The organism is Marinobacter sp. M1C (assembly GCF_023314135.1).
Lineage (GTDB): Bacteria > Pseudomonadota > Gammaproteobacteria > Pseudomonadales > Oleiphilaceae > Marinobacter.
Genome location: NZ_CP092289.1, coordinates 4422770 through 4435673 on the forward strand (window position 1 = coordinate 4422770; position 12904 = coordinate 4435673).

The 12904-nt window shown below is 56.4% G+C and carries 9 protein-coding genes; 8 read left to right on the plus strand and 1 reads right to left on the minus strand.

Annotated elements, in window-relative coordinates:
• The first annotated feature begins 66 nt into the window (after nt 1-66).
• From MIH19_RS20790 to MIH19_RS20810, 5 genes are all read left to right on the plus strand, one after another.
• Complete coding sequence (locus MIH19_RS20790; protein WP_249006676.1) at nt 67-6633, plus strand: Hpt domain-containing protein; 6567 nt, start codon at nt 67-69, stop codon at nt 6631-6633.
• Entirely contained in the window at nt 6630-7091 is a 462-nt protein-coding gene (locus MIH19_RS20795) for a chemotaxis protein CheW (protein WP_249006677.1), read from the plus strand. The genes MIH19_RS20790 and MIH19_RS20795 overlap by 4 nt, the downstream gene beginning before the upstream one ends.
• An 80-nt stretch (nt 7092-7171) precedes the next feature.
• Complete coding sequence (locus MIH19_RS20800; RefSeq protein WP_249006678.1) at nt 7172-7675, plus strand: transcriptional repressor; 504 nt, start codon at nt 7172-7174, stop codon at nt 7673-7675.
• Nucleotides 7672-8541, plus strand: a complete 870-nt coding sequence (gene znuC / locus MIH19_RS20805; protein ID WP_249006679.1) for a zinc ABC transporter ATP-binding protein ZnuC — start codon at nt 7672-7674, stop codon at nt 8539-8541. Before MIH19_RS20800 ends, znuC begins: the two co-directional genes overlap by 4 nt.
• Nucleotides 8534-9340, plus strand: coding sequence for an iron chelate uptake ABC transporter family permease subunit (locus MIH19_RS20810; protein ID WP_249006680.1), 807 nt, complete (start codon nt 8534-8536; stop codon nt 9338-9340). The genes znuC and MIH19_RS20810 overlap by 8 nt, the downstream gene beginning before the upstream one ends.
• A 40-nt stretch (nt 9341-9380) precedes the next feature.
• On the opposite strand, the gene MIH19_RS20815 is transcribed toward MIH19_RS20810, so the two are convergent.
• Nucleotides 9381-10463, minus strand: coding sequence for a patatin-like phospholipase family protein (locus MIH19_RS20815; RefSeq protein WP_249006681.1), 1083 nt, complete (start codon nt 10461-10463; stop codon nt 9381-9383).
• A 208-nt stretch (nt 10464-10671) separates the two neighbouring features.
• Here MIH19_RS20815 and MIH19_RS20820 point away from each other — a divergent pair, with 208 nt between their 5' ends.
• The 3 genes from MIH19_RS20820 (at nt 10672) to MIH19_RS20830 (ending at nt 12900) form a co-directional block, all read left to right on the plus strand.
• The gene (locus tag MIH19_RS20820) at nt 10672-11727 is read left to right on the plus strand and encodes a GGDEF domain-containing protein (RefSeq protein WP_249006682.1); all 1056 of its coding nucleotides are present in this window, start codon (nt 10672-10674) and stop codon (nt 11725-11727) included.
• A 90-nt stretch (nt 11728-11817) separates the two neighbouring features.
• Entirely contained in the window at nt 11818-12390 is a 573-nt protein-coding gene (gene folE / locus MIH19_RS20825) for a GTP cyclohydrolase I FolE (RefSeq protein ID WP_249006683.1), read from the plus strand.
• Between the two features lie 87 nt (nt 12391-12477).
• Nucleotides 12478-12900 (plus strand): CoA-binding protein, encoded by a 423-nt coding sequence (locus MIH19_RS20830; protein WP_249006684.1) that lies wholly within the window; start codon nt 12478-12480, stop codon nt 12898-12900.
• Nucleotides 12901-12904: the final 4 nt, after the last annotated feature.

Sequence of the window (12904 nt, forward strand, 5' to 3'; positions counted from 1 at the left end):
AGCCGCAAAGACCAAAGCTCCAGGAAACTAAAAAGCAGCGGGCAACGACGAATAACCGGAGAGGTTATGGGCAATAACCATGACAGTATCGCCCTCGACTGGGTTCGGGGTGAAATACAGAGTACGCTGACTCAGGGCCAGCAGGCTCTGGAAAGTTATGTGGACAACCGTAAAGACACGGCCCGCCTACGCTTTTGCCTGAACTATCTCCACCAGGTGCACGGCACACTGCAAATGGTTGAGCTCTACGGTGCATCGCTACTCACCGAAGAGATGGAAAAACTCACCCAGGCCATTCTGGGCAACCAGGTTGACAGCGAAAACGAAGCCGTTGAAGTGCTGATGCAGGCCATTCTGCAGTTGCCACAATACCTCGACCATATTGACAGAAGCAGTGATGATTTCCCGCTGGTGCTACTACCGCTAATGAATGATCTGCGCGCCGCACGCGGCGAAGCATTGTTATCTGACACCTCTTTGTTCAAGCCCGATATGTCGCCGGCGCGCACCAGCGGTGAAATAAAAGACGACCGACTGCAAGAACCAAAAGTGCGCAACCATGTGCGCAAACTGCGGCAAATGTATCAGTTCGCGCTGGCTGGAGTGGTGCGGGAAGCTGATCTCGACTCCAACTTTGATTACATGCAAAAAGTGATCAGACGCTTGGTTCGGCTGTGTCAGAAAACGCCGCGGGGTGAGTTGTGGAAAGCTGCCGCTGGTTTTGTCGAAACACTTCAGCTTAAAGCCAACCCGGTTAACGCGGCGGTAAAGTCGCTGCTGCGGGAGCTGGATAGCGAAATTCGCCAACTAACAGACAATCCCGGCACGGCCCTGGCACAACCGGCGCCAGAGGCTCTGTTCAAAAATCTACTGTATTATGTAGCCCGCGCCCGCGAACTCGATTCGCCGCGCATAGAAGCACTGCGCACTGATTACCAGCTAGCCCAGGCATTACCTTCTGACGATGATGTAGATGCAGCGCGTTCACGGGTCAGCGGCCCTAACCGCGATGCCATCCATTCTGTTGTGCACGCCCTCAACGAAGAACTCGCCAAGCTCAAAGACTCGCTGGACCTGTTCGTCCGCGCCGACCTGCGCAGCAACGATGAACTGGAAGACCTGCTGCCAGGTTTGCAGCAGGTAGCCAACACTCTTGCAGTTATTGGTCTGGGCGTGCCGCGTAAAGTGGTTAATGAACAGATTGATCTGGTGGCCCAGCTGGTCCGTCAGGATGAGCGTGTGTCCGATAACACGCTGATGGACATCGCCGGCGCCCTGCTCTATGTGGAAGCCAGTCTGGCTAATCTGGGCCAGGACAGCCAGCATGAAGACACCCACCAGCGCGACCTGCTGAACCCCGGTTCGCGGGAGCTGGGGGATGCCAACGGTGCACTGTTAAAGGAGTCCCGCAACACTCTGGAACAGGCCAAATCGGCCGTCGTCAACTTTATTGCCTCACAGTGGGATACCCGTGAGATTGAACATCTGCCGGCGCTGCTGCACAGCATCTGTGGTGGCCTGAGGTTGATTCCGCTTGAGCGTGCCAGCGAGTTGCTGGAAGCCATGGAACGCTACATCAACGACGTGCTGCTGAGCGGTCGCGAGGTGCCCAACTGGCAGGAACTGGATACCCTGGCCGATGCTGTTACCAGCATCGAGTATTATCTGGAACGCTTGAATGACGGAATCCGTGACAACGACAGCGTGTTGCGGGTGGCGGAAAGCAGTCTTGAAAGCTTGGGCTTCCCTGCAGGCAAGGCGTCTACCTGGCGCCCCAGAGCTGACATCAACGAAGCCGACATCCCCCTGGTGGACACGCCATTGCTGGAGGCACCCCTGCTAGACGCCGTATCAGCGCCCATCTTAGACACGGGCGTACCCCCAGACGAATTGTTGGATGACGAAATTGTTGGTATTTTTATCGAGGAAGCCGAAGAAGTTCTGGCGACCATCCACGAATACTATCCGCGCTTACAGCGCAACCACGACGACCGGGCAGCGCTGGCCGAAATGCGCCGCGCCTATCACACATTCAAAGGCAGCGGCCGCCTGGTGGGCGCCAGCAGCCTGAGCGAACTGGCTTGGGCGGTTGAGAACCTGCTGAACAAACTGATTGATCAAACCGTCAAACCCAACGATGACGTGTTTTCTTTGGTCACAGACGCCAACGCGCATCTGCCCCAACTGATCAATGAGTTCCGCGCCGGCAACCCGGAGGGCGATGTCGGCAGCCTGGTTGCTCGCGCCGAAGCCATCACGACCACCCGCCGCGCAGATACCGATACCGATACCGATACCGATACCGATACCGCCATCAGTGCGCCAGTCAGCGCCGCAGACCGCACCGACAACCCGCAAAGCGAGTTGATTGACGACGAAATCCTGGAAGTTTTCATCGAAGAGGCCGGTGAAGTATTAGCCAGTATTGATGAATACATGCCTATGTTGTTGCGGCACTATGGCGATCGCAGCGCTTTGGGTGAAGTGCGCCGCGCCTTCCACACCCTGAAAGGCAGCGGCCGCATGGTCGGCGCCGACGTAATTGGTGAATTGGCATGGTCTGTGGAAAATCTGCTGAACCGGGTGCTTGACGGCAGCCGCAGCATGAGCGACGCCGTTGCCGCGCTGGTTAGCGATGTTATCGCGATTTTGCCGGCGTTAGTCTGTGATTTTGAACAACACCGCACCGCAACCGTTAACACCCATGAAGCACAAGCCCGCGCCCATGCTCTGGCCGACGGCAAAGACGTGCCGGCTGCCACTGGTGCCGTTGCCGCAAGCGAAACCGCCACGGGCGATGTTCTGCAGCCGCCCGAGCCAGGGCAAGAGTCAGACGACGAGCCAGACGTAGATCAGCTTCTGCTGGATATTTTCGAGAGCGAAGCCCGGTCTCACCTAAAAACGGTGGAAGCCTATATTGCCAGTGCCGCAGACAAACAAACCACGGCCTATACCGACGAACTAACACGGGCACTGCATACCCTTAAAGGCAGCGCTCACACCACCGGCATAACGCCCATTGCCGATTTGGTTACCCCCCTTGAGCGCTTTGTGAAAGACGCCCGCACCGAAAACAAACGGTGCGACAGCGGTGCTATCTCCTTGCTAGAGCAAGGCGTGTCATTGTTAAACCAAGGCCTGTTGCAACTTCACAGTCAGCCACTGGCAGAATTGCCGGGCAGCCGCGAGTTCCTGGAGCAACTGGCACAGCTAGCTCGGGCTACCTTAACGGGCGCCAGCTACGACGGTACCCAGCCATCGTCGGCCAATAGCCGCTCCGCTTTGCTAGAACTCTTTCTTAGCGACGACATTAACATCGTGCTTAACGCCAGCACCATACTGGACACCTGGATTGCCAACCCCGCTAATGGCCAGGCCCTTGAACAGCTGCGTCACGAACTGACGCTGCTGACTGCGGCTACCGAAATTGCCGGCTTGGACGACATAGCCACGTTGTCGGCGGCGCTGCAAAGCAGCTACAGCGTTCTGGCTGACAGCGACCTCGAACCAAAACCCGAACTTCAGGCCTGCCTGCACCTGGCTCATGAGCAGTTGATCAACATGATGGACCAGGCCGCCGCCGGGCTGACCATCGACAGCGCAGATCCGCTGCGCCAGCAAATCATGGATCTTACCGATGATGTTCTGGCCAGCGACGCCTTCCTTGCCGAGTTTCAGGAAGACGAAGACCTAAACCCAAACATAGACAACGAACCGGCAGCCGCTGAGACTGCATTTGAAGCACCCGTGCCTGCCTATGCGCCGGATGCGGAAGACGACATAGATCACGAAGTGCTGGAGATTTTCCAGGAAGAAGCCCGCGAGTTGATCGACAGCACCGCCGACGCACTTCAGCGCTTCAGTCAGGACATCAGCAATCACGATTTACTGCGATTGCTGCAACGGGACCTGCACACCCTCAAAGGCGGTGCACGTCTGAGCAAAGTGGGCAGTATTGGTGATCTGGCCCACGAACTGGAAACCCTGTTCGAAGGTCTGGTTCAGCAACAACTGGCAATGTCGCCGGTTCTATCTAACCTGCTATTCAGCTGTCACGACCGTCTGGCCAGCATGGTAGAAACGCTGGAAAATGGCAACAGTCCGCGCTCAGCGCCCGACCTGATCGCAGAAATACAACGTTATTCCAGCAACGCTACAAGCGCCGGCGCCGATCATTCCTCGGTTGCTCTGCAACCGGAACAAAGCCCAGACGCACACGACACCAACCGCGTAACCACCGACCCGGAACTGATGGGCATCTTCCTGGAAGAAGCCTATGACCTGATCAACGCCACCGGCAGCGCACTGCACAGCTGGAGTGAGAATCCCGAAAACAGTATGCTTGCCGCCGAATTGCAGCGCGACGTGCACACACTGAAAGGCGGCGCACGAATGGCGGGCGCAGACGCCATGGGTGATCTGGCACACGCTCTGGAGGATTTGTTCGAGCTGATTACGCGGGGCGAACTGAGGCCCGGGCCAGAGTTGTACGAACCTCTGTTTGCCTGTCACGACCGTCTGGCCGCCATGGTAGAACAAATTGCCACCGGCAAAGCCTGCCCACCAGCTCAGGATCTGATCGCGCAGGTGCACCAGCTGCATCCGCCGCAACAGACCGAGTCTTCAGTGCTGGCTCAAAAGCCTGCGAAAGTGGAACAGGAAGAAGAGCAGGACCTAGAGCCGAAGGCCGTACAGAAAACGCCAGCGCCGACAACAGAACAGCAGCAGACGCCCATTGTTGCAGTGCCCAAGCCAAGGCCGAAGCGCGCGCAAAGCCGCAAGACCCTGCGCACCACGCAAGAAACCATTCGGGTGTCGGCACCGCTGCTTGACGACCTGGTCAATCTGGCGGGCGAGACCAGTATTGCCCGCGGCCGCCTGGAACAGCAAACCAGCGACTTTAGCCACACTCTGGAAGAGATGGCCGCCACAATTGAACGCTTGCGTGAACAGCTGCGGCGCATGGATATCGAAACCGAAACCCAGATTCTGTTCCGCGCCGAAAAAGAGCTCGGGCCCGATTACGATGAAGACTTCGACCCACTGGAAATGGACCGTTATTCGTCTATACAGCAGCTATCGCGGGCTCTGTCGGAATCGTCTTCCGACCTGATTGATCTGCGCCAGACCTTGGCCGACCGGATTCGCGACACCAAAACCCTGCTGGTGCAGCAGTCACGTATCAATACGGAACTGCAAGAAGGTCTGATGAAGACCCGCATGATTCCGTTCGCCTCAGTGGTGCCGCGCTTACGCCGTATTGTGCGCCAAATCAGCGCTGAGCTAGACAAGAAAGCCAATTTTGAGGTGTACAACGCCGAAGGCGAAATGGACCGCAACGTACTGGAACGGATGATTGCGCCTCTGGAGCACATGCTGCGTAACGCGCTGGGCCATGGCGTTGAGGCGCCCGAAGAGCGTCTGGCCGCAGGCAAAGCAGAAACAGGGGAAATCAGCCTGTCGCTGCAACGCGAAGGCGGCGACGTTGTTCTGCGCATGCGGGATGATGGTGCCGGCATTTCTACCGAGCAGGTACGCAGCAAAGCCATCAGTCAGGGCCTGGTCGGCCCAAATGATGTGTTGACCGAGCGCGAGATTCTGCAGCTGATCATGACACCGGGGTTTTCCACCGCCAAGGAGATTACCCAGGTATCCGGCCGAGGCGTTGGCATGGACGTGGTAGCGTCAGAAATCAAACAGTTGGGTGGCAGTCTCGACATTCATTCCGGCGCCGGCCACGGCACCACATTTACCGTTCGGCTACCGTTTACCGTATCGGTTAACCGCGCCTTGATGGTCACCAGCGGCGACAATTTTTACGCCATACCGCTGAACACCATTGAAGGCATAGTGCGGGTGAGCACCTACGAGCTGGAAGAATATTACAAACCCGAAGCGCCGCTGTACGAGTACGCCGGTCAGGAGTATCGACTGCAATATCTGGGCAATCTGCTGAACAGCGAACACCAGCCCAAACTTCAGGGCCAGGCACTGCCACTGCCGGTTATTTTGGTGCGCGGCGCAGAGCAACCTATGGCCCTGCAGGTAGACAGCCTGGTGGGCAGCCGCGAAATCGTGGTGAAATCTCTCGGGCCTCAGTTCAACTCTGTGCGTGGCGTATCCGGCGGCACCATTCTGGGTGACGGAAATGTGGTGGTCATTCTTGATCTGCCAGCAATGATCCGCTCCGACATACTGTCAGAGCAACAGCACGCCAGCGACAAAGCGAACCAGCCGCGCCAGAAACCGCGACTTCACCAGCGCGCCACCCTGGTAATGGTGGTCGATGATTCCGTAACCGTGCGTAAAGTGACGTCGCGCCTGCTTGAGCGCAACGGTATGGAAGTGATTACCGCCAAAGATGGTTTGGATGCCGTAGCCCAGCTGCAGGATTACCAGCCTGATATCATCCTGCTGGACATTGAAATGCCGCGCATGGATGGCTTTGAAGTCGCTGGCTTTGTTCGCCACGACGACGCTCTGCGAAATACACCCATTTGCATGATTACCTCCCGTACCGGAGAGAAACATCGTGAGCGTGCATTAGCCATTGGCGTTAACGAATATCTGGGTAAGCCGTTCCAGGAAACAACTCTGCTAGAAACCATTCGCAGGCTGACAGGTAACTTATGAGCGATAACAACCAGACCCTGGCCTGCGTCATGATTCCGATGATCGGCCGTCAGCTGTTACTGCCCAACGTATCGCTGGCAGAAGTGGTGGACTACAGCCCAGACATCAACTCAAGCGCCGACGCACCCGCCTGGCTGGCCGGCTATCTGGACTGGCGCGGGCTAAGACTGCCGATTATATCCTACGACGCCGCCAGCGGCGGCCAATTGGCACAACCGAATAGTCGCCGCGGCCGGGTGGTTATTCTTAACAGCATCGTCGAAGAACACCGCGAACAGCCCTTTATTGCCCTGATGACTCAGGGCATACCCAGCCAGAATCGTATTAATCAAAGCCAGATTCAGCGCCTGGACAGTCCAACCGGCGTCGCCGACCTGATGGAAGTTGAAGTAGACGGCGAGCGCGCCTGGATTCCCAATCTGGAGTATCTGGAAAGCCTGGCGCAGCAATTACGCTGAGGCCTCACCCAACGATGCGGAAACCCTGGCAGCACCGATGGCAACTGTTATAATGTTTCAAATCTCATCGGATACTTGCCATGCCCGCCCGCGCTTTACCCTATCGCCCCCATAATCATGATCTTTGCGTTGATCAGGCCCTGGCTCAGGCTAGGGATATTTGCCGGCGTAACGAAGCGCGGCTAACCCCCATCAGGGAAAGAGTGCTGGAGCTGATTTGGCAGTCCCACAAACCATTGGGCGCTTACGATGTGCTGGCTCAGCTAAGCGCCGATGGCCACAAGGCTGCGCCGCCAACGGTATATCGCGCCCTCGATTTTTTACAGCAACACGGCCTGGTACACCGTATTGCGTCGCTTAACGCGTTTACCGGTTGCGACCACCCGGGCCAGAACCACTGCGGCACCTTTCTGATCTGCCGCAGCTGTGGCAACGTGCTGGAGTTAGCCGCCCCGAATATAACCGCTGCTATCAACCAAGCTGCCACCGCCGAAACGTTTCAGGTAGAACAGATTACTTTGGAAATTGCCGGCTTGTGCCCACGTTGTCAGAGCGACAGCACTGATCAGCCGACGCCATCATGAGCGAAGTTTTGGCAGAACTGAGCAAGGTATCGGTGACGCTCAATGACCGATTGATTGTTGATCAGGTGTCTTTGAGTATAAAGCGCGGCGATATCATCACCATTATCGGTCCCAACGGAGCCGGCAAAACCACCCTGATCAAAACCATTCTGGGCATCCAGAAAGCCACGTCTGGCTCGATTAGCCTGCAATCGGGTTTGGTGATCGGTTATGTGCCACAAACCCTGAACCTTGAAACCACGTTGCCGCTGAGTGTAGAGCGCTTTATGGCGCTGAGCGGCTGCGACCGCAAAGGTTGTCAACAAGCGCTAGCGCGTACCGGAGTGGCTCACCTTTCGGCAGCCTCGGTGCATCACCTATCTGGCGGCGAGAAACAGCGCTTGCTGCTGGCACGGGCGCTGGCACGCCAGCCCGGCCTGCTAGTACTGGATGAGCCCGCCCAAGGGGTCGACATCAACGGCCAGGCCGCACTTTATGACCTGGTGCGCCAACTCCGAGACGAGCTCAACTGCGGCGTTATCATGATCTCACACGACCTGCATCTGGTTATGGCCGCGACCGACAAGGTTATCTGCCTGAACCAGCACGTGTGTTGCAGCGGTTTTCCGGAAGACATCTCCCACGACCCAGCTTTTATTGAAACCTTCGGCACCGCCGTTGCTGAGTCACTGGCGGTATACCATCACCATCATAATCACCGCCATGACTTGCACGGCAACGTCATTGGCGCCGGCACCGCTGTCAGCGACGGAGCTCTCAGTGATGGCACTCTTAGTAATGGCGCTCTCGGCGAAGAAGCTCTCAACGTCAGTTCATTCAGCGAAGCGAAAGCAGCGCCAACCTGCTCAGGGCACCATCATGATTGACAGCATTCTGGATGATTTTTTCTGGCGTGCGCTGATTGGCGGCCTGGGTGTGGCTCTGGTAGCGGGGCCTCTGGGCTGTTTTGTGGTTTGGCGGCGGCTAGCTTATTTTGGCGATACCCTGGCCCATTCGGCGCTTCTCGGCATTGCCCTGAGTTTTGTGATTCAGGTGCCGATTAATGTCGGGGTGATTATCACTTGCTTGGGGTTGGCTCTGGCGCTGGTGCTGTTTTCCCGCAACAAAACCTTAGCCACCGATACCCTGCTGGGCATCCTGGCCCACAGTGCGCTGGCCATTGGGCTGGTCACCCTGAGCTTCATGCCCTCGGTGCGAATGGACTTGACAGGGCTTCTGTTTGGCGATCTGCTGGCCATGAGCCGCGGCGATCTATGGTGGATTTACGGCGGTGCCGCCACCATTTTATGCCTGCTGGCACTGCTATGGCGCGGCCTGCTGATGAGCACCATTCACGAAGAACTGGCGCGGGTTGAAGGGGTACCGGTAGAACGCCTGCGGCTGGCCCTGATTCTGATGTTTGCTATTGTTATTGCAGTGGCCATGAAAATTGTCGGCGTGCTGCTGATTACGGCGCTGCTGATTATTCCCGCCGCCACCGCAAGGCGCCTGGCACGCACACCCGAACAGATGGTGGCCATGGCGATGCTGTTCGGATTTATTGCCGTGACCGGCGGGTTGGCCCTGTCATGGGAACTGGACACACCGGCGGGGCCGTCGGTTGTGGTTACTGCATTCAGCTGTTTTCTGCTGATATCCGCGGTTGGCGGCAAACAACGTGCATAAGTCGCCTTTACAGAAGGATTCTCGCATCCAAACGCAGGGGCTACAGCGGCTGCATCACTGAATCCCACTGGCGCTTTTCCACTAATTCCATGAAGTCATCACCCAGGCGCTCACTCTCGGCAATCGCGCGACGCCAGGCTTTTTCGCGGCCGACGTCATCGCCCAGGTACTTTTCAAAATCACGACGGTCCGGCAGCTTTCCATTGGGCAAACTCGCCAGATAGTCCGCCGAGGGCGACACCAACAACACATCTTGCACATGTGACGCGTTAGACTTGCGCCAAGGTAAAGGCTTATCAAACCAGCCGGGGATTATCCGGTCGGTAAAGTGTGGATACAGCACAACCCCGGGCTGCTGGTACGGCAAGTCCAGGTGATAATCCAACAAGCCACCATCGCGATAAAGTCCCGCTGGCGCTCCGGGTATATTCGCCACGCCCGACATCACCATCGGAATTGAAGCCGAGGCTAGCAGCGCCGGAAGCAGGTTGTCTTGATTCAGAGCAATGGTGTGGCTGGCAAAATCGCGCAGCTCCTCCAAAGGTACCGGTGTGCGACTGTCCTGCACAATGCCCCGCTCCATAATCCGGCCCAGGTACCGACGGCCCAGTATATTGCTGCCAATGGCGTACAGCAGCCCCAGAGTCAGGCGACCGCGGCTATCGTGCTGCAATAATCCCAAGCTGCGCACCATCATTACGGTGAGTTGGTACTGCGGGTGGTTCAAAATATGTTTTTCTCGCCCACCCAATAACTGTTGCAGAAATTCGAGGCTTTTACGGGTTACCTCGGCGGCGCTGACCCCTTTGGTAAAACGTTGCTGTGTGTATAACTCCGCCAGCAACTCCAACTGAGCAACCGGGTCATCAGACGACGCCACCGCCGCAAAGCGCCAACTGCCGATAGACGAACCCACTAACGCTCTGGGTTGCGGCGCACTTGGCAGCCAGTGGCCAAATAAGGTTTTATCCAGACCGCTTAGCCCCAAGGCTTTTGGCCCGCCGGCAGCACCGGGGATCACGTGAACATCCGCGGCACTCAACGGGTTGTCCCGTAACCGCCTCATGGCACGAGTTCCGGCTCGAATGGTTAGCGCCGGTGTGCGAATATGAATCGCGGTCATGATTTTCCCTTAGTAAGAAATGCTGTCGAGAAGGCCGCAACGTGTCACCCTTATTAAGTCTGGCAAAAAGTTGCGCCGGAGAACACATCAACGATTATTCAACAAGGCAGCGTTTTTTCATGGCCAGCCGTGTTAAATTTGGCGTGTTGAGTGATAACAATAACCAGTGTGCCAAGCCGCAACATTGGGCTGACGAAGGGAACTCTCGGTGGCCGTACCTTTTTTTTTATCGGAAAAATTTACCAGCAACCCGACTTTGGTGGTGATGGGGTTTCGCCGCCAGTTGGTTTATCACTTGCATTTCTGGGCTTGCCTGGCAGTAGCGCCGCTGATTGTGGTGCAGTGGCTTCATCAGAATTATCTATTGTCCGCCCTACTCTTTCTTTTTTGCGCCAACGCCTTGCTGGTGATTGGCTTTTTGCGCTTCCGCCAACACTACTTCTTACGGGGCTGGCTGTTCCCGCTGCTGGCGATGGTCTGCGCGGTCTATTCTACCGCCATTAACGGCCATGCCGGGCTTTACTGGGCCTACCCTGCCATTACTGCCGTATTTTTTCTAATGCCTCTGCGGGATGCCGCGCTCAGCAACTTTGTGTTTTTAGCCTTGATGGCGGTCATGGCTTTTTACGTATTTCCCCTGTCAGAGTTCTGGCGCATCAGCACATCGCTAGGGCTGACCTGTCTGTTCGCACTGATTTTTGCCTGGCTGGTGGGGCGCTTACAGCAGGAAATGACAGAACTGGCCACCACCGACCCACTCACCGGCTGCCGGAACCGGGCAACACTGGCTGAAAGCCTAACCAACCAAATCAAGTTGTGCGAACGCTACGACCGGCCATCGTCCATTTTGCTGCTGGACCTGGACCACTTCAAAACCATCAATGACCAGTGGGGCCACCACACCGGTGACACTGTACTCACAGGCGTAGCACGCCTGCTGAGCAACCGCCTGCGTGACAACGACCACATATTTCGTATTGGCGGCGAAGAGTTCATGGTGCTGCTACCGGAAACCGGCCTGCACGAAGCCTCGATACTGGCCCGTGAACTGGTAAAGAGCGTGGCCGCCGAACCGTTCCAGACCGGCATTCGGGCCACCATCAGCGGCGGCCTGACGCAAGCGTGCGCCAGCGAGACGTGGTCAGCTTGGCTCAAGCGGGCAGACCGGGCATTGTATAAAGCAAAAGCCGGCGGCCGTAACCGTGTTGTACAATTGCCCGGAGGCTCGCCGCCAGCCAATACCGGCCTTGAGGGCAACAGCTGAACCACTATCACAACGTTTACCCATAGAGATCATGGCCAATTTGCCTTAAGCTTCTGCCCTTGCCAGATTCAGAAAACCGGACCCTTATTTATGAGCAATCCCCTGACAGATGATCTTGCTGGCCATTATCGCGCCATTATTAACGGCCTAGGCGAAAACTGTGACCGCGAAGGCTTGAAAGACACGCCTCTGCGTGCGGCCAAGGCGATGCAGTTTCTAACCCGCGGTTATCAGCAGGATCTGAATGACCTGATCAACAACGCCGTGTTCGAATCCGCCATGGACGAAATGGTGGTGGTACAGGACATCGAACTTTACAGCCTGTGTGAACATCACATGCTGCCTTTTATTGGCAAGTGCCACATTGCCTACCTGCCTCAGGGCAAGGTATTGGGCTTGTCCAAGTTCGCCCGCATTGTCGATATGTACGCACGGCGCCTGCAAATCCAGGAAAATCTAACTCGACAGATCGCCGAAACGGTAGAGAGTGTGACCAATGCCAAGGGCGTAGCCGTCGTCATCGAAGCCCAACACATGTGCATGATGATGCGCGGCGTTGAAAAACAGAATTCGAAAATGAAGACGTCAATGATGCTTGGTCAGTTCCGTAAATCACAAGCCACCCGCCTGGAATTTTTTAATTTGATCAATACCAACCGTTGATCAGGCTCAAATTGGTCTAGCGCTAAGGCGCTAGATAACGTGTAAGACATGCATTATTATCATTTTCTTTGATAGGAGCGTTACACCATGCTCGAGATGTCTGACTCGCAGATTCTCGAAATCCTGCAACAGGTCCGCACCATAGCACTGGTGGGCGCCAGTGAAAAAACCAACCGCCCCTCCCACGAGGTCATGCATTACTTACAGCAGCAAGGTTATCGGGTAATACCCGTTAACCCCCGTTTGGCCGGCCAACAGCTGCTGGGTGAAACCGTTTATGCAGACCTTGAATCACTGCCGGTTGCAGTAGACATGGCAGACCTGTTCCTGGCTCCGCATCGCACCGACGCGGTGATCGACCAGGCCATCGCTATGAACATTCCGGTCCTGTGGCTCCAAATTGGCGTTATTAATCACCAAGACGCCGAGCGCGCGCGACAGGCGGGCATAAAAGTGGTGATGGATCGCTGTCCAAAAATGGAAATACCCCGGCTTATGCCCCGACCCTAGTGAG

Coding starts and splice junctions, on each gene's coding strand:
- MIH19_RS20790 (WP_249006676.1), top strand. CDS start 67: ATGGGCAATAACCATGACAGTATCGCCCTCGACTGGGTTCGGGGTGAA.
- MIH19_RS20810 (WP_249006680.1), top strand. CDS start 8,534: ATGATTGACAGCATTCTGGATGATTTTTTCTGGCGTGCGCTGATTGGC.
- MIH19_RS20795 (WP_249006677.1), top strand. CDS start 6,630: ATGAGCGATAACAACCAGACCCTGGCCTGCGTCATGATTCCGATGATC.
- znuC (WP_249006679.1), top strand. CDS start 7,672: ATGAGCGAAGTTTTGGCAGAACTGAGCAAGGTATCGGTGACGCTCAAT.
- MIH19_RS20830 (WP_249006684.1), top strand. CDS start 12,478: ATGCTCGAGATGTCTGACTCGCAGATTCTCGAAATCCTGCAACAGGTC.
- folE (WP_249006683.1), top strand. CDS start 11,818: ATGAGCAATCCCCTGACAGATGATCTTGCTGGCCATTATCGCGCCATT.
- MIH19_RS20800 (WP_249006678.1), top strand. CDS start 7,172: ATGCCCGCCCGCGCTTTACCCTATCGCCCCCATAATCATGATCTTTGC.
- MIH19_RS20815 (WP_249006681.1), bottom strand. CDS start 10,463: ATGACCGCGATTCATATTCGCACACCGGCGCTAACCATTCGAGCCGGA.